The sequence below is a fragment of the Variovorax sp. SRS16 genome (genome assembly GCF_901827165.1).
Lineage (GTDB): Bacteria > Pseudomonadota > Gammaproteobacteria > Burkholderiales > Burkholderiaceae_C > Variovorax.
This window is the reverse complement of the sequence record NZ_LR594666.1, coordinates 1,409,406-1,426,604: the sequence shown is the minus strand read 5'-3', so window position 1 is coordinate 1,426,604 and position 17,199 is coordinate 1,409,406. Positions and strand designations below refer to the sequence as shown.

The 17,199-nt window shown below is 66.2% G+C and carries 17 protein-coding genes; 14 read left to right on the top strand and 3 right to left on the bottom strand.

All coding sequences use genetic code 11. From position 1 onward, the window contains the following. The first annotated feature begins 2 nt into the window (after positions 1 to 2). The 7 genes from E5P2_RS06885 to E5P2_RS06855 all read left to right on the top strand — a co-directional run bounded on the left by E5P2_RS06885 (position 3) and on the right by E5P2_RS06855 (position 6,256). Entirely contained in the window at positions 3 to 1,031 is a 1,029-nt protein-coding gene (locus E5P2_RS06885; RefSeq protein WP_174262645.1) for a transporter, read from the top strand. 26 nt (positions 1,032 to 1,057) lie between these two features. Further along, the gene (locus E5P2_RS06880; protein ID WP_162566393.1) at positions 1,058 to 1,912 is read left to right on the top strand and encodes a 3',5'-nucleoside bisphosphate phosphatase; all 855 of its coding nucleotides are present in this window, start codon (positions 1,058 to 1,060) and stop codon (positions 1,910 to 1,912) included. Continuing rightward, positions 1,909 to 2,850: a DMT family transporter gene (locus E5P2_RS06875; protein WP_232080608.1), complete on the top strand. Its 942-nt coding sequence runs from the start codon at positions 1,909 to 1,911 to the stop codon at positions 2,848 to 2,850. The genes E5P2_RS06880 and E5P2_RS06875 overlap by 4 nt, the downstream gene beginning before the upstream one ends. Before the next feature lie 55 nt (positions 2,851 to 2,905). Further along, a complete protein-coding gene (locus tag E5P2_RS06870; protein ID WP_162566391.1) occupies positions 2,906 to 3,541 on the top strand; it encodes an L-threonylcarbamoyladenylate synthase in 636 nt (211 codons plus the stop codon). A 45-nt stretch (positions 3,542 to 3,586) separates the two neighbouring features. Then, positions 3,587 to 4,258, top strand: a complete 672-nt coding sequence (locus E5P2_RS06865; protein ID WP_162566390.1) for a site-2 protease family protein — start codon at positions 3,587 to 3,589, stop codon at positions 4,256 to 4,258. A gap of 9 nt (positions 4,259 to 4,267) precedes the next feature. After that, the gene (locus tag E5P2_RS06860) at positions 4,268 to 5,590 is read left to right on the top strand and encodes a tryptophan--tRNA ligase (protein ID WP_162566389.1); all 1,323 of its coding nucleotides are present in this window, start codon (positions 4,268 to 4,270) and stop codon (positions 5,588 to 5,590) included. 63 nt (positions 5,591 to 5,653) lie between these two features. Beyond that, complete coding sequence (locus E5P2_RS06855) at positions 5,654 to 6,256, top strand: response regulator transcription factor (protein WP_162566388.1); 603 nt, start codon at positions 5,654 to 5,656, stop codon at positions 6,254 to 6,256. Between the two features lie 135 nt (positions 6,257 to 6,391). Here E5P2_RS06855 and shkS read toward each other — a convergent pair whose 3' ends face one another. After that, positions 6,392 to 7,828 (bottom strand): surface-behavior sensor histidine kinase ShkS, encoded by a 1,437-nt coding sequence (gene shkS / locus E5P2_RS06850; protein ID WP_232080607.1) that lies wholly within the window; start codon positions 7,826 to 7,828, stop codon positions 6,392 to 6,394. 404 nt (positions 7,829 to 8,232) lie between these two features. Here shkS and E5P2_RS06845 point away from each other — a divergent pair, with 404 nt between their 5' ends. The 6 genes from E5P2_RS06845 (at position 8,233) to E5P2_RS06820 (ending at position 13,917) form a co-directional block, all read left to right on the top strand. Then, positions 8,233 to 10,542: a TonB-dependent receptor gene (locus E5P2_RS06845; RefSeq protein WP_174262644.1), complete on the top strand. Its 2,310-nt coding sequence runs from the start codon at positions 8,233 to 8,235 to the stop codon at positions 10,540 to 10,542. 22 nt (positions 10,543 to 10,564) lie between these two features. Then, a complete protein-coding gene (locus E5P2_RS06840) occupies positions 10,565 to 11,251 on the top strand; it encodes a Fe2+-dependent dioxygenase (protein WP_162566387.1) in 687 nt (228 codons plus the stop codon). 11 nt (positions 11,252 to 11,262) lie between these two features. After that, entirely contained in the window at positions 11,263 to 12,009 is a 747-nt protein-coding gene (locus E5P2_RS06835) for a PepSY-associated TM helix domain-containing protein (protein ID WP_162566386.1), read from the top strand. Between the two features lie 104 nt (positions 12,010 to 12,113). Next, a complete protein-coding gene (locus E5P2_RS06830) occupies positions 12,114 to 12,365 on the top strand; it encodes a hypothetical protein (protein ID WP_232080606.1) in 252 nt (83 codons plus the stop codon). Between the two features lie 205 nt (positions 12,366 to 12,570). After that, positions 12,571 to 13,011 carry a hypothetical protein gene (locus E5P2_RS06825; protein WP_162566384.1) on the top strand — a complete coding sequence of 147 codons (441 nt, stop codon included), beginning with the start codon at positions 12,571 to 12,573 and terminating at the stop codon, positions 13,009 to 13,011. An 87-nt stretch (positions 13,012 to 13,098) separates the two neighbouring features. Continuing rightward, positions 13,099 to 13,917, top strand: a complete 819-nt coding sequence (locus E5P2_RS06820) for a ferritin-like domain-containing protein (protein ID WP_162566383.1) — start codon at positions 13,099 to 13,101, stop codon at positions 13,915 to 13,917. Between the two features lie 85 nt (positions 13,918 to 14,002). Here E5P2_RS06820 and E5P2_RS06815 read toward each other — a convergent pair whose 3' ends face one another. Then, the gene (locus E5P2_RS06815) at positions 14,003 to 14,866 is read right to left on the bottom strand and encodes a zinc ribbon domain-containing protein (RefSeq protein ID WP_162566382.1); all 864 of its coding nucleotides are present in this window, start codon (positions 14,864 to 14,866) and stop codon (positions 14,003 to 14,005) included. A gap of 241 nt (positions 14,867 to 15,107) precedes the next feature. Between E5P2_RS06815 and E5P2_RS06810 the strand changes: the two genes are divergently transcribed. Beyond that, on the top strand, positions 15,108 to 16,094 hold the full coding sequence (locus E5P2_RS06810; protein ID WP_162566381.1) for a Bug family tripartite tricarboxylate transporter substrate binding protein: 987 nt from the start codon (positions 15,108 to 15,110) through the stop codon (positions 16,092 to 16,094). Positions 16,095 to 16,145: 51 nt separating this feature from the next. On the opposite strand, the gene E5P2_RS06805 is transcribed toward E5P2_RS06810, so the two are convergent. After that, the gene (locus E5P2_RS06805) at positions 16,146 to 17,198 is read right to left on the bottom strand and encodes a ketopantoate reductase family protein (protein ID WP_162566380.1); all 1,053 of its coding nucleotides are present in this window, start codon (positions 17,196 to 17,198) and stop codon (positions 16,146 to 16,148) included. Position 17,199 lies beyond the last annotated feature (1 nt).

The window sequence follows — 17,199 nt, the reverse complement described above, 5'->3', positions numbered from 1 at the left end:
CAGTGCTGCAGGAACGGGCCGGCAACGCCTACGGCAGCGACGAGGCCGGGCTGATCTGCGGCTACCTCTTCGATGCGGCCGCGCCGCAGCCGGCCTGCGCCGTCGACTCGGCCTACGCGGCCGAATGGCTGGCCGCGGCGCCCGATGCAGCGCCGGGCGGCGCCTACATGTGGCTGCACTTCAACCTGAGTCACGCGCAGGCGGAGCGCTGGTTGCTGCGCCATGCCGGGCTGTCCGATGTCTTCTTCGAGACTCTGCACGAGGGCCTGCATTCGACCCGCATCGAGCGCGCGGACGATTCGCTGATCGCGGTCATCAACGACGTCCACTTCGAGTTCAGCTTCGAACCGTCGGACATCTCGACGCTGTGGATCAGCGTCGGGCCGCGGCTGGTGGTGACGGCGCGCTCGCAGCCGCTGCGCTCGGTCGACGCGCTGCGCACGGCGGTGAAGGCCGGCGACGCGCCGCGTTCCAGCACCGAGCTGCTCGAGCATTTGCTGCGCGCGCAGGCCGACGTGCTGGTGAACATCGTGCGCGGCGTGACGACGCGCATCGACGTGATCGAGGACGACCAACTCGCCGGCCGGCTCGACCACAAGCGCGCGCGGCTGGGCGTGCTGCGCCGGGTGCTGGTGCGGCTGCAGCGCCTGCTGGCACCGGAGCCGGCGGCGTTGTTTCGGCTGCTGCAGAACCCGCCCGCCTGGATGGCCGAGCCGGATGCACAGGCGCTGAGCGGCTCGACCGAGGAATTCTCGGTGGTGCTGCGCGACATGGGCGCGCTGCAGGAGCGCATCAAGCTGCTGCAGGAAGAGATCGCGGCCAACGTCAACGAGGACAACAACCGCAGCCTGTTCGTGCTGACGGTGGTGACGGTGCTGGCGCTCCCGATCAACATCGTCGCCGGCCTGTTCGGCATGAACGTGGGCGGCATTCCGCTGGCCGACCACAAGCACGGCTTCTGGGTCGTGCTGTCGATCATCGTGACTTTCACCGCGGCGGCGGCGTGGATCGCGTTGCGCAAGAAACGCTGAAAAAGCGAAAAGAATAAACTCATGGCGTGCCCTCGATCCTCAACGCCGACCTGCATTGCCACTCCGTGGTCTCGGACGGCACGCTGACGCCCGAAGCGCTGGCGGCGCGCGCTGCGGCCAACGGCGTCGAGCTCTGGGCGCTGACCGACCACGACGAGATCGGCGGCCAGCAGCGGGCCGCGGCCGCGGCCCGCGCGCACGGCATGAAGTACCTCACGGGCACCGAGATCTCGGTGACTTTCGCCGGCGAGACGGTGCATATCGTCGGCCTCGGCTTCGATCCGGACGACGCCGCCATGAGCGAAGGCCTCTACGACACGCGCGGCGGCCGCGGCAAGCGCGCGATGGAGATGTCCGAGGGGCTCGCCAAGGTCGGCATCCACGGCGCCTATGAAGGCGCGCTCAAGTTCGTCGGCAATCCCGAACTGATCTCGCGCACGCACTTCGCGCGCTTCCTGGTCGAGCAGGGCCACTGCCGGGACACGCCCGAGGTGTTTCGCAAGTTCCTCACCGAGGGCAAGCCCGGCTACGTGCCGCATCGCTGGGCCGCGCTGAAGGACGCGGTGCGTTGGATCACCGCCGCTCACGGCCTGGCCGTGATCGCGCATCCGGGCCGCTACAAGTTCACGGCCAACGAGGAATACGCGCTGTTCGTCGAGTTCCAGGCCCATGGCGGCCGTGCGATCGAGGTCGTGACCGGCAGCCACACCACGGCCGAGTTCGTCGAGTACGCCGACAAGGCGCTGGAGTTCGGCTTTGCCGCCTCGCGCGGCAGCGACTTCCACAGCCCCGACGAAAGCCATTGCGACCTCGGCAAGCTCCCCTTGCTGCCCGGCAAGCTCACGCCGGTGTGGGAACTGCTGGAGCACCGCATCCAGTGACGGCGGCGGCCAGCGCGGACGCTCCCGCAAGGAAGAACACGCGCGACATCGAATCGGAACGCATCCTCGCGGGCATCGGCTTGGTCGTGCTCGCCGTCGCCTGTTTCGCGACGCTCGACAGCGCCACCAAGCTGTCGACCACCGGCGTGCCGATCCTGATGGGCATCTGGGTGCGCTATGCGTTCCAGGCGATCGCGACGACGGCGGTGCTGGTGCCGACGCGGGGCGCCGCGCTGTTCCGGACGCGGCATCCCAAGTACCAGTTGCTGCGCGGCGTCCTGCTGCTGGCTTCGAGCACGCTGGCCTTCTTCAGCCTGCGCTACATGCCGGTGGCCGAGTTCACCTCGGTGGTGCTGATCGCGCCGCTGGTGATCACGCTGTTGGCGGCCACCACGCTCAAGGAGTCCGTGTCGCCGCTGCGCTGGGCGCTGGTGGCGGGCGGCTTCGTCGGCACGCTGGTGATCCTGCGGCCGGGCGGCGACGCCTTCGGCTGGGCGGTGCTGTTGCCGATCGGCCTGGTGATCACCAACGCGTGGTTCCAGGTACTGACCAGCAAGCTGGCGCAGACCGAAGATCCGCTCACGATCCATTTCTACACCGGCTGGGTCGGCACGCTGGTCGCATCGGTCCTGGTACCCCTCGCCTGGACGGCGCTGCCGTCGTGGCATTGGTGGGCGCTGCTGTGCCTGATGGGATTCATGGGGACGATCGGCCACTTTCTTCTCATCCTGGCGTACCAACGGGCGCCCGCCTCCACGCTGACGCCCTACCTCTACGCCCAGATCGGCTTCGCCATGCTGGGCGGCTGGCTGCTGTTCGCCCAGATGCCGGACCGGGTGTCGCTGATTGGCATGGGGCTGATCGCGATCTGCGGCGCGGCCGGCGCCTGGCTCACCGTGCGCGAGCGGCGCGTGCCGATCGAGCCGGCCGAATCCTGAAGCGCCGTTCTCGCGGCAGAATGTCCCGCTTCGCTTTCGCATCCTCTCGCTCGCCATGGCCCAGTTCTTCGAAGTTCATCCCGACAACCCGCAGCAGCGCCTGCTCAAGCAGGCTGCCGCGCTGCTCGCGCGCGGCGAGATCGTCGCCGTACCGACCGATTCGAGCTACGCGCTCGCCTGCCATCTCGACGACAAGGACGCGGTCGACCAGCTGCGGCGCATCCGCCAGGTCGACGAGAAGCATCACCTGACGCTGATCTGCCGCGACTTGAGCGAGCTCGCCAACTATGCGCGGGTGGACAACAAGCAGTACCGCCTGCTCAAGGCGGCCACGCCCGGCCCCTACACCTTCCTGCTCGAAGCCACCAAGGAAGTGCCCAGACGGGTGAGCCATCCGCAACGCAAGACCATCGGCCTGCGCGTGCCCGATCACAAGGTGCTGTGCGAGCTGCTGATGCTGCATGGCGAGCCGCTGCTGGCCACGACGCTGATTCCGCCGGGCGAGACCCAGGCGCTCAACGACGCGGCGCAGATCCGCGAGCGCTTCGAAAAGCAGATCGGCGCCGTCATCGACGCCGGCGCCTGTCCGTCGGAGCCGACCACGGTGGTCGACCTCACACCGATGGGCACAGGCGGCGAGCCGATCCTGGTGCGGCAGGGACGTGGCGCACTGGCAGTTCTGGGCTTGTAGCCCCAGGCCATCGGGGGTCGAGCTCGACTCCTGAGACAATGGGTTGTGGACATTTCAAACCTGATTCAAACCGTGCTCATCTACGCCCTGCCCGTGGTCTTCGCGATCACGGTGCACGAGGCGGCGCACGGCTATGTGGCGCGGTACCTGGGCGACAACACGGCGTACGTGCTCGGCCGCGTGACGCTCAATCCCTTCAAGCATATCGACCCGGTCGGCACCATTCTGATGCCGCTGCTGCTTTACTTCGCGACCTCGGGCGCCTTCCTGTTCGGCTACGCGAAGCCGGTGCCGGTCAACTTCAACCGTCTGCGCAATCCGAAGCGCGACATGGTCTGGGTCGCGCTCGCCGGTCCGGCGTCGAATTTCATCCAGGCGATCATCTGGGCGCTGTTCTTCGTCGGCCTGGCGGCCGGGGGCATCAACGAGCCCTTCTTCATCAAGATGGCGCAGGGCGGCGTGCTGGTCAATCTCGTGATGTGGGCCTTCAACCTGTTCCCGCTGCCGCCGCTCGATGGCGGCCGGGTGCTGGCCGGCCTGCTGCCGCACGGGCGTGCCCAGATCTTTCTGTCGCGCATCGAGCCGTACGGCTTCTTCATCGTGATGGGCCTGGTGATCGCCGGCATCGTCAGCAACTACTGGCTGCGGCCGCTGATGAGCCTGGGCTACGAGGCGATCAACCTCCTGCTCACACCCATCCTGGCCTTGCTGCACTGAATCTCTCCCATGGCTTCGTCCTCTCCCGCTCCCGTCCGCTTCCTGACCGGCATCACCACCAGCGGCACGCCGCACCTCGGCAACTATGTCGGCTCGGTGCGGCACTCCGTGCGGTTCAGCCGCGAGAAGCATGTCCAGAGCTTCTATTTCCTCGCGGACTATCACGCACTGATCAAGGTCGACGAGCCCGCGCGCATCCAGCGCTCGACGCTCGAGATCGCCGCCACCTGGCTGGCCTGCGGACTGGACCCCGAGCGCGTCACCTTCTACCGGCAATCCGACATCGCCGAGATTCCCGAGCTGACCTGGTTCCTGACCTGCGTGACGGCCAAGGGCGTGCTCAATCGTGCCCACGCCTACAAGGCGTCGATGGACAAGAACATCGCCCGCGGCGACGACCCCGACGCCGACGTGAACGCCGGCCTGTTCATGTACCCGGTGCTGATGGGCGCGGACATCCTGATGTTCAATGCGCACAAGGTGCCGGTCGGCCGCGACCAGGTGCAGCACATCGAGATGGCGCGCGACATGGCGCAGCGTTTCAACCATCTCTACGGCGAACACTTCACGCTGCCGGAGGCCGAGATCGACGATGCGGTGGCGACGCTGCCCGGCCTCGATGGCCGCAAGATGAGCAAGAGCTACGACAACACGATCCCGCTCTTCGCACCGCGTGCGCAGCTGCAGAAGCTGATCGCTGGCATCGTGACGGATTCGCGCGCGCCCGGCGAGCCGAAGGACACCGAGGGCTCGGCGCTGTTCCAGATCTACCAGGCCTTCGCGGACGGCAACGAGACGACGGCGCTGCGCGGGGCCTTCGCCGACGGCATCGCCTGGGGCGACGCCAAGCAGATCCTCTTCGAGCGCATCGACCGCGAGGTCGCGCCGATGCGCGAGCACTACGACGCGCTGTTGAACGATCCGGCGCAGATCGAGCAGATCCTTCGCACCGGCGCCGACAAGGCCCGCGCGCTCTCGCGCCCCTTCATGGCCGAGTTGCGCCAGGCCGTCGGCCTGCGCAATCTGGCGGCGCAGGACAAGGCCGCTGCACGCAAGGCCGGCAAGACCGTGCGGCCCAGTTTCAAGCAATACCGCGACAAGGACGGACTTTTTTATTTCAAGCTGCTCGACGCGAACGGCGTACAGCTGTTACAAAGCGTAGGTTTCGCATCGCCCCAGGAAGCCGGCCGCATGATCGGCACACTTCGGCAGCAAGGCGGGTCGGCATTGAGTCTGCTCGCCGCGCAGCTGGAACCGATCGACAATGAGGGAGTTCGCGCGGCCACGGCCGCACTCGAGGCGCTGGCTGCTGAAGCGGCCGGCGGCAGCTGAGCAACGATTTCGCGCAGCAATGGCCGGCGCTGCCGGCCAGGCGCACAAAATGAGAGAGAAGCCATGAGTATTTATGTCATCGACGACCATCCCCTGATGCGTGACGCGATCGTGATGGTGCTGCGTCGCCTGCGGCCAGCCGAGACCATCGTCGAACTCGAGCGGCTCGACAAGCTGCCCTCCGCCGTGAAGCAGCACGGCGCGCCCGATCTGTTCTGCCTGGATCTCAAGCTGCCCGACACCAACGGCGTCTCGGGCGTGGTCGAGGTGAAGAAGGACTATCCGGACGTTCCGATCGCGGTCTACTCGGCCTCGCCCGCGGCCGACATGGAAGAGGCCTGCATCGAGGCCGGCGCCGACACCTACATCGAGAAGTCGTCCAGTTCCGCGGAGCTGACCGCCGTGCTGCGCGGCCTGCTGATGGCCGACGCCGATGCCGAGGAACCGGTGGCCGCGGCCAGCAGCAAGCTGTCCAAGCGCCAGACCCAGCTGATCGCCATGCTCGACCAGGGCATGAGCAACCGCGACATCGCCACCGAACTCGACATCAGCGAGCACACGGTGAAGGTGCACCTCTGGCGCCTGTTCCGGCGCCTCGGCGTCAAGAGCCGGACCCAGGCGCTCCACCACGCCCGGACCAACGGGCTGCTTTCGAATAACAGCTGACCCCCAGGCTGCGCGCACTTCGTGTCGCTTCGCCTACCCCCTTTCAGGGGGCGCTGCCTGCGGCCCCCGGCGGGGCCGGATCCGCGGCAGCTCACGAACAGGGTCCTGGCCTTCGGCCGGACCCTTTTTTCTTGATCAGCCCACGGCGCCGGAGATGCGGGTTTGGGCTTGCGATTCGTCGGCATCGTGCAGCGCGACGCGGAACACGCTGCCTCGCCCGAGCCGGGAGCGCACACTGACCGGATGGCCGAGCGCATGCGACAGGCGCGCGACGATCGCAAGGCCCAGCCCGAATCCGTCCGATGTGCCGGCATGGTCGGCCACCTTGTAGAACTCGAGGAACACGTCGCGCAGGTGCTCGCGCGCGATGCCGATGCCGGTATCCCAGACCTCCACGCGAAGGCCGTCCCTCGACTGCCGTGACGCGAGCAGGATGCCTCCCTCGACGGTGTACTTGATCGCATTGGCCAGCAGGTTGCCGATCATGCGACGCACGCGGATCGGATCGGTCAGCACCGTGCCCGACGCCACGTGCATGCGAAAGGTCAATCCCTTGGCCTCGGCGACCGGCCGGTATTGCAGTTCGAGATCGTGCAGCAGCTGGGCCACATCGACCCGCTCGATGTGCAGCCTCACCTGGCCCGAATCGATGCGCGCCAGATCGAACAGCGAATCGAACAGCGCGTTGACGGCATGCGTGGCGCGCACGATCTTGGGCGCGATCTCCGCCACCAGTTCCGGCTCGTTGCGCAGCCAGTCGGCATAGAGCGAGAGCGCCAGCACCGGCTGGCGCATGTCGTGCGCGGCGCTGGCGAGGAAGCGATTCTTCATCGCCACCGCCGAGACCGCCGCCTGCCGTTGCTGCGTGAGCGAATTGATCAGGATGTGGTTGTGGAACAGCAGCTCGAAGCTGTTGCGGGCGGTCTCGTGGATGCGGCGACCGGCGCGCAGCAGCAGCCACCAGTGAAGACCGGGAAGCAGGAGAAAGCCGTAGTGAAAATGCGGGCGCTCGAACTTGAGCTCGATCATGCGCACGATGATCGCCGCCAGCATGGTGAAGAACAGCGTGTTGACGTAGCGCTTGAGCAGCGGCGGATGCAGCGCGAGTCCGTTCAACGGGAAGGTCGCCACGCCGGCGACGATCAGCCAGCTCATGAACTGGTTCACGAGCGGCGTGCGCTCGAAAAATATCAGGATCGACAGGCCCCACGCGAACGCGCTGGTGCTCCAGAGATAGCGATAGTGTTCGACGAAATGTTGCTGGGCGGCCGAGTCCCGGTCGGCATAGTGCCGGGCGTAGAGCTGCTCGCCCCAGATGCGGAACCCGGTCGCCACGATGCCGATGACCAGCCAGGCCATCAGCTGCCACACGGGCACGTGACCCCAGCTCAACCCCACCATGGCCGGCATCAGGGCGGCTGCCAGGAGATAGGAACCGCGGGCTGCCCGCATCAGGCTGCGGATCAGCTCGCCGCGCACCCATGGCTCGGCCTCGTCCGCCGACGCGGGCGCCGGCGTGAGACTTGCAAAGGACGAGTTGCCCAGCCCTGCGAACGACGAATTACCCATCATGGCTCACTGCCCTCTGTCAGCCGGGCCACAAAAAAGGCCCCTCACGAGGGGCCCCTGGATGCGGCGCTGCGGCGCGCAAAAAATTTGACGGCTCCGTGCCGCTCTCGTCCACCCGTGCGTGGCCGGGCGGAGTCGTTCGATCTTAATTGCGCGCGACCGGGTCCCCTGGAATCGCTGAAGGATGCGTCGCGCCGCAACAACGCGATAGCAGCCTCGCATCGTCTCTGTTTGGATTTTAATCAACCTGTACAGAAGCTGAACAAGTCAAAATTTTCTGCACTTGTATCGCAGATCTGACATTTTCCCTGCAAGAACAACAATAAGAACGATTCGCAGTCAAAATCTCGCGTCCAGGCGGCATGGCTTGTATGCGCCGCTGCCTGTCATTCATTACCGAGGATTTCATGAAACGCGTTCGTCCCGCGGTGCGCCATCACACGCCCGTCGCCCTGGCCCTGCTCAGTCTGTTCTCCCTGCCCGGCGCATTCGCCCAGCAGGCCGCGCCGGCCGCGGCCTCCGGACAGGCAGATTCATCAGCGTCAACGCCGGCGACTTCGGCCGCACCAGGGACCTCGGTGCCGCCCACCCTGCGTGAGGTGCAGGTTCGGGATACCGCGGACAGGAACAACTTCGGCGCCAACGGCTCGTCGATCAGTCGCCTGCCCGCCGATCTGAAAGACATTCCTCAATCGGTGACAGTCATCAACCAGGCGCTGATGCAGTCGCAAGGCGCGACCTCGCTTGCGAGCGCATTGCGCAACGTGCCGGGCCTGACCATCGGCGCGGCCGAGGGCGGCACGATCGGCACCAACATCAACCTGAATGGATTCTCCGCGCGGACCGATATGTATCTCGATGGCGCACGCGATCGCGCCCAGTACTTCCGCGACACCTTCGCCCTGGATTCGGTCGAGGTCCTGATGGGCCCATCGTCCATGCTGTTCGGCCGCGGCTCGACCGGCGGCGTGATCAACCAGGTGACCAAGAAGCCCTCGCTGACGCCGGCCGGCGAAGTGTCGGTATCGGCCAGCACGACCGGGCTGGCGCGCACGACGATCGACGTCAATCAGCCGTTGTCGGACACCTCGGCCTTCCGCATCTCGGCGATGGGCCAGGACGGCGATGTCACCACCCGCGATCAGACCAAGCTGCAGGACTACGGCATCGCGCCGTCGCTGAAATTCGGCATCGGCACGCCGACACAGGTGACCCTCACCGCCCTCGTGCAGCACAACCGCGACATGGCCGACTACGGCGTGCAGGCACTCAACGGCAAGCCGGTCGCGGTCGACCGCAACAATGCCTACGGCTTCAGCGATGACCGGACCATTTCGGACATCGGCGCTTTCGGCGCGACGGTCCTGCACAAGCTCACGCCGACCAGCTCGATCCGCAATCAGACGCAGTTCAATGAGGTCACCACCGACGCGCGCGAAACCGCGCCCCAGGCCCTTGGCACGCTGAGCGCGAAGGGCTTCACCGCGTTCACCACCGGGACCACGGCGGCACCGGCGCCTGCCTTCAGTGCCCTGCCGCTCGACCAGCTCTGGGTGCGGCAGCAAAGCCATGACCGCGTGATCCACGACAAGTCGTTTTTCAACCTGACCGAATACAACGCGAAGTTCGACACCGGCAGCATCAAGCACACCTTCCTGGCCGGCTTCGAGTTAGGGCGAGACACGTACAGCAACCAAGCCTACTACCGCAACGGAAACTGCGGCGGCGTGGCGCTGAATCCGGTCGGCGGCACCAGCGGCTATGCGTCGTGCACGCCCTTGCTCAATCCGATCGAGATCGCCTCGCCCGCCTCGGCGCCCAGCCTGCAGGGCAATCTCGCGACGGCCAATGCGACCACGGTCGCCGGCTACGTCAACGACACGATCGAACTCAGCCCGCAGTTCAAGCTCGTCGCGGGCGTCCGCCAGGACAACTACCGCGCCAGCATCAACAACACGGTCACGAGCGCCAATGCATTGGCGTTCATGAATCAGACGGTCAACTTCACCAGCGTGCGCGGCGGCGGCATCTGGCAGCCAACGCCCGAGCAGTCGTACTACGTGTCGTACAGCACGTCCTTCAATCCGTCGCTGGAACAGCTGACCTCCACGACGGGCGCGACGCAGCCGCTGCCGCCGCAAAAGAACAAGGCCTACGAACTCGGCGGCAAGTGGGATCTGCACAACGGCGACCTGTCGCTCACTGCCGCCGCGTTCCAGATCACGCAAACCAATGCGCGCTCGCAGAACTCCGACGGCACCTACGTTGCGACCGGCACAGTGCGCGTGAACGGCGCGCGCGCCGGCGTGGCCGGCCGCGTCACCGACCAGCTGCAACTGTTCGGCGCCTACACGCACCTGGATGCGACGATCGTCGACGGCATCGCGCCCGGCACGATGGGCAAGACGCCGGCCAACACGCCCAAGGACGCCGCCAGCATCTGGGCGGTCTATGCCATCACACCGGAATGGGAAATCGGCGGCGGCGTCACTTACAGCGGGAGCCGTTTCGCGAACAATACCGACCTGGTTCGCGTCGACAGCTACACGCGCTTCGACGCCACGCTCGCGTACCACCAACCCAAATACGACATCCGCCTGAACCTGTTCAATCTCTTCAATCGCTACTATTACGACGCGCTGATCCCGTCCGACGGCGGCCGTGCAGTGCCCGGCTCAGGCCGCTCGGCGATGGTGACGCTGAACTACCGGTTCTGATCCCGCCGTTTCCTGCCAGAACATGCTTGTCTGCATTCCCCAGCTTCTCGACGCCGCGGCGCTGGCCGCGGTGCGCGCGCGGCTCGACGCGGCCGGCGACGCCTGGGTCGACGGCCGCGTGACGGCCGGCCATCAGGGCGCAGCGGTGAAGTTCAACCAGCAGATCGACGAGCGCTCGCAGGTGGCCCGCGAGTGCCAGGACATCATCGCGAGCGCGCTGGAGCGGCATCCGACCTTCATCAGCGCAGCGTTGCCGAACATCCTCTATCCGCCGATGTTCAACCGCTACAGCGAAGGCATGACCTTCGGTCTGCATGTCGACGGTGGCGTCCGCATCCATCCGCACATCGGCCGCAAGGTGCGCACCGATCTGTCGGCCACGCTGTTCCTGTCGGACCCCGACAGCTACGACGGCGGCGAATTGCAGATGGAAGACACCCACGGCATGCAGAGCGTCAAGCTGCCGGCCGGCGACCTGGTGATCTACCCGGCGAGCAGCGTGCACCGGGTCACCCCGATCACGCGCGGCACCCGCGTGGGATGCTTCTTCTGGGTGCAAAGCCTCGTGCGCGATGCCGCCGACCGCGCGTTGCTGTTCGACCTGGACAACGCCATCCAGCGTCTGAACCAGAGCGGGGCCGACGAAACGGCGCGCCGCACGCTGATCGGCACCTACCACAACCTTCTTCGCAAATGGAGCGACACCTGAGTCACGCCCGCATGACGAGCCTTTCAACAACTGCCATCGGCCCCGCCATCGCCGATCCGACGCAAGGCCTGGCCGCCGAACGCCCGCACCCGCATCATCGCCGCGCGATGCTCGTGCGCTGGATCCGCAAGACACACGGCTGGATCGGCCTCTGGGGTGCGATCCTGGGACTGATCTTCGGTACGGCCGGCATCTGGCTGAACCACCGTGCCGTGCTGAAACTGCCGATGTCGCAGCAACGCGCCAATGCACAGCTTGCACTGCCGGATCCCGCACCAGCCAGCGCACAGGAAATGGCGGCCTGGCTGCAAACCGCTCTCGGCATGGATGCGCCACCCAACTCGATACGCACCGAGCCCTCTCGACCTGTGGCCTGGACCGAAAAAGGCCGGCATGCCGGCGCGTCTGAATCGGCGGACGCCGCAGCGCCCAAGCCGCTGATGCAGCCCGAACGCTGGATCTTCAATTTCGGTGGTCCGGATGCGATCGTGCAGGCCGACTACTGGCGCGGCAACCGGTCCGTCGGCGTCACGACCACGAGCAACGGCTTCGTCGCCACCCTGGCCAACCTGCACAAGGGCGTCGGCATGCCCGTCGCGTGGATTCTGTTGGTCGATACGCTGGCCGGGAGCCTGATCTTCCTATCGGTGTCCGGTGTGGCGTTGTGGATGCTGACCCACCGGCGCCGGGTCGTCGGCCTGGTCATCTTCGGCACCTCGGCGGCACTCACGCTGGGGTTGATATTGAGCCGGCTCTGAGCACGACGCGCTACCCCTGGCACACTTCACGGGCCACAAGAAAGGTTTGACAAGCCTTCAAATAAAAGTAGAACTTTAGATTTAATTTCGGCTACGATTGGGCCATGATAGCGCAGCCATTGGGGCTGCGCCGATGGAACAACCAAGGCAAGGCCGTGAAGAAATCCTGGCGTTTGTTGGCAAGCGTGATCCTGCTGATGTGCCTGGCTGGCTGCGAAGATGGCGCTGCAACGGCACCTGTGCGCAGTGCCGGCACGCCGACCGCGACATCGACGACAGTGACTTATGCGCCAGCGGCACCGCGTGCGCCGGACCCGACGTCCGAATTTCTCAGCGCTTGGCGTCCCAAGGAATAGCTTCCTCGCCGGTCTTCTGACCCCCAAGGCAAAGCGCGCGTCGCCGAGGGATTCGCAAATGCCGGCGGCATCTCGACCACTGCACGAAACGACTGCCCGCGTGCAAAATGCAGCGCTCCCACCGTGTAAGCGGCCCCATCAAGCGCATCATGCAAGCACGTCCCACCCGAACCTGCTGGCACGCCATCGATCGTCCTGAAACTCGATGAGCGACGATGCGCTGAAACGCATGCGCTTCGACAAGGTCAATATTGCGGCACAGCTGGTTCGACGCGCGGACGAATGGATCCGCCGCGCCGAGCCCGATGCCTTGCTGCGTGTGATGATGGCCGGCGGCCTGAGTGCGGTGATCCTCGAAGAGGACGGCCACGTGCGAACCGGCATCGAGTTGAACGAGTGCCGGGGCATTCTGTCCCGCATCGGAATGATCTGGGCCGATCTGCCGGCGGACGAATCCCTTTCGATCTTTGCGCTGGTATGGGGTGCCTCTCCGCCGCCCGCGGCCGGCGCGGCCAGGGAAAGATGGTTCGCGGCCGACCTGCGGGCCCAGGCCGGCGCGCGTCGATTCCTGCATGACGAAGTCGAAGAGAACATCCCCCTGTTCGAGGCATGCGTGCAGGAATGGCTCGACGCACGCGGAACCTGAAGTCACTCGAAAATGCGTTGCGCACCTACACGGCCGATGCGGTGACCGCTCAAGAATCCCGGATGAGCTTCGGCTTGAGGATCATGCATGGCAGCTTATGAAGCGCGCTGGACAATCGAGGATCTGGACTTCTCGCGCATGGCGCTCGATCGGGTGCGCGCAGACGAGAATCTTTTTTACATGGCAAGTTCCGCATCGTTCGTCGAAAGCGGATCGGACCTCTACACGCAGAACCTCGTCGACTTCTTTCGCGGCGACGCCGAAGTCGTCTCCTGGCTGCGCAATCAGTGGGAGCCCGAAGAGCTTCAGCATGGGCGGACACTGCGTGCGTACGTGCATCACGCATGGCCTGAGTTCGATTGGAACACGGCCTACCAGGACTTCCTCGCGGAATACGCGACCTATTGCAAGGTCGAGCTCCTGGCCCCGACGCGCGCCCTCGAGATGGCAGCACGCTGCGTGGTCGAAACCGGCACCGCCACCTACTATCGCGCGCTGGCGCGCGCCACCACCGAGCCCGTGCTGCGCGATCTGAGCAACCGCATCGCCACCGATGAAGTCAATCACTACAAGCACTTCTACGGCTTCTTCCGCCGCTACCGCGAACAGGAAGGCGTGGGACGGGCCCGTGTGCTGGCGACGATCAGCAAGCGCACGCTGGAATTGAAGAGCGAAGACGCCGATTGCGCGATCCGCCATCTGGTGAAGGCGCGATCCCCGGAGCGCGCCACGGATGCGAGCTATGTCCGGGAATTGAGCGCGCGCATGAGCGGCACCGTGCGGCGCAACCTGAAGCCGGGCGCCACGCTCAAGATGCTGATGCGCCCGCTGGAGCTTCCGGCGACGATGCAGGCCGTGGTCCAGTACCCGATCCGGCAGTTCATGCAGCACGTCTTCTTGCGCTAGCAGGGCTCGAAGCAGATTCGATCGCTCCAAAGCGCTACAGGCGCAACGCCTCGGCAGGTGTCGATCGACGCGTCGTTGCCGCGCCCTATCTCGGCGTGGCGCCCGGCGACGAGAAGTCGTAGCGCGGCCCCGGCCCGGGAGCGATCGGCGGACCGAGATCGGCTCCTTGCGCAGGGCCCGCGAATTCGCGTGGCGACACCACGGGCGAAGGCGGTGATCCGGCGTAACGTGGCCCCGGCCCTTGCACGATCGGCGGTCCCGGATCTTGGTAATCCGGCATCGACGTGCGCGCGTTCGGGCGCGAAGGCTCGACCCAGGTGAACTTCGGCGACACATCGTCTTCATCCGATGGCGTCGGCGCTCGAACGCGCGGCGCAGCGGCAGGGCGAGCGCGCCGCGTCTCGGTGTTTCGCGGGGGGGTGGCCGCCACGGTCCTGGATCGAGACTCGGCACTTGCCGCCTGCGTGCCCGGCACCGATGCGGGGGCCACCCGCGCCTCGCTCGTCGTGGCGGGGACCGCTGGCGTCGACGCCAGCTTTGGCGCATCAGCCTCCGCGGTTGCCGGCTTGGGCTCGGCAGGTGGCTGCGGCGCTGCAAGCACCGTGCGCTCACTCACCGACGACTGCGGCGGCACCTTGTTCGCGGTCAGGACGTACAGGCACCAGCCGATGAATCCGATCAGCAGCACGAGGCCGGTCATCCCCGCGCGGACCCAGAAGATCGCCGGCTCGCGCGACATCAACGCAGCGCGCAGGCTCATCGGATGCGAATAGGCCGTACGCGGCGCGTCGAAACCCGAGTCGCGCTGCGTACGCGGGGCTTTCGCATCGGTCCCGAAAATGGATTGGCCCATCGGCTCCACGCCAAGCCGCGCCGCACAGTTCACGCAAAACTTCGCATTTTCCCGATTGGACGCTCCGCAAACACCGCAAGCGGTCGTCATGAACATCGACTCCTTCGCACAAGGTCTTCACTGTGCCCCAAAGCGCGCGTCCGCGCTGTCGGCGGTTGCCCACTTTGCGTTTCGACTTGTCACCGAGGTCGTTCGCTGGACACTGACGACCTCGGACGAAAAGTTCAAGGAGTGGAACTCGAAACTCGTGGCCCATGTGCAGGGGACAGGGCGGCCGATATTCTCAAAAGGCGACCCCCCCAAAACCCACGAGATGCAAAGCACATCTGGAGACGACATGGATTTCACCTTGAACATCAGGCGGCGCTTCCTCCTCGGCGGCGCGCTCGCATCCCTGGCGTGGTCCAGCGGCGCGCTGGCGCAGGGCTTCCCTGCCCGGCCCATCACGATCGTGGTCCCGTTCGTCGCCGGCAGCCCGACCGACGTGGCCGCGCGGGCGTTTGCCGCCGAGTTCTCCCAGACACTGAACTCGCCGGTGATCGTCGACAACAAGCCCGGTGCCAACCAGACCATTGCAGGCGCCTACGTGGCGCGTGCCGCGCCCGACGGCTACACGCTGTTCTTCGCCAACCTGCCGGCGGTCGTGCCGCCGTCGATCCTGGCCAACCTGCCCTACAAGGGCATTCGCGACTTCGCGCCGGTTTCCGACATCATGACCATCGGATTCGTCCTGGTGACCGCGCCCGGCGTGCCGGCCACCACCCTCCAGGAATTCGTCGCGCTGCTGAAGGCGGACCCGGCGAAGTATTCCTACGGCTCGTCGGGCATCTCGACGCCCATCCACCTGATGGCGGAAATGTTCAACAAGGAGATCGGCGTCAAGACCCTGCACGTGCCCTACAAGGGCGGCAACCAGGTGCAGATGGACCTGATCAGCGACCGCGTGACCTACGCCTTCCTGCCCACGGGTTCGATGGACTACGTGCGCGCCGGCAAGCTCAAGGGCCTGGGCCTCGCCTCGGCAAAGCGCGACCCGGCCTATCCGGAACTTCCCACCATGGACGAGGCGGGGCTGCGCAACTTCAGAGCCACGGTGCGCTTCGTCCTGGTCGCGCCCAGGCAGACGCCGCCCGACGTCGTCGGCAAGCTGAATACGGCCGCCAACAAGGTGATCGCGAGCGAGGCCTTCTACACGCGCGTGAAATCGGTGGGCGGCGTGGAGATGTCGCACCCTGCCACGCCGGCCCAGGTCGGCGCGCGCATCGCCGAGGATGAAGCCCGCTGGGATGCGGTGGTCAAGAAAGCCGAGATCCAGCTCGAATAAGGCGGCGATGCGAAGCCGCCGGCAAACCGGCGGCGCCTTCGCCCAAAGCCTTCACGCCACGATGGCTTGCAGCAGGTCGGGGCTCGGCATCAACTCCCCCTTCTCGATGCGCTTGATGATCTCGTTGACGCGCCGGTGGCAGGTGACATCGATGCCGACTTCCTCGCCGCGACGCGCGACGAGTCCGTTGATGTACTCCGTTTCGGTGCGGCGGCCCTTGCGGATGTCCTGACCCATCGACGGCCGCTGGCCATCGCTGCGCGAGTTGGCCACTTCCATGATCATCGTCGTGATCGCCTCGCGAGCGCGAGTGTCGCTTTCAGCACGCGCCAGCAGGTCGAGGTCCAGTCCGCCGACAGGCTCCAGCGCCAGGCCCAGCGCCCGGCCGACCCGGATGCTCGAGCTGCCGAGCCGGATCGTCAGATCGCGCGCCACGTCATTCGTGTCGCGCTGCTTGCCCGTGAGGCCGGTCAGGGCGCAGACGCCGTTGCGCATCGCATTGATCGTGAGCTTGGACCAGCGCTCGCCCCACAGGTTCGGCGTCACCTTGCAGCTGTCGCCGTGCGCCAGCAGCGCGGCGAGCATCTGCGCGCGCGGGGTGACTTGTCCGTGCAATTCGCCGATGCGCATGCCGGCTTTCTTCTCGTCGCCGAGCGGCGAGTTGCGAACGATCCGGCCGGGTGCCACCAGTTCGGCCGCCAGCGCACTCACGGAACAGCCCAGCGTGCGCCCCCAGCCGGCGATCGCGGCGATGGTCTCTTCATTGATGCCGTTCTGCAGCGAGACGACGCAGGCCGTGGGCGCAAGGTACGGCAGGATCAACTGCGTGGCCCACTCGGTGTCGTAGGCTTTCACTGCGATGAAGGCGACATCGATGGGCACCTCGCGCAACAGCTGCGGAACGTCGCCGATGTGGAGCGCCCTGACCGGCGTGTCCACCGCGCCGGCGCCGTTCATGCCGGCGACGCTGAGGCCCTTCGCGCGCATGGCCTCGACGTGCTCCGGCCAGGCGTCCACCAGGATCGTGTCGACCCCGGCCCGGGTCATGTGCGCCCCCACGTAGCCGCCCACGGCGCCTGCCCCGACGATGCATACCCGCGTCATG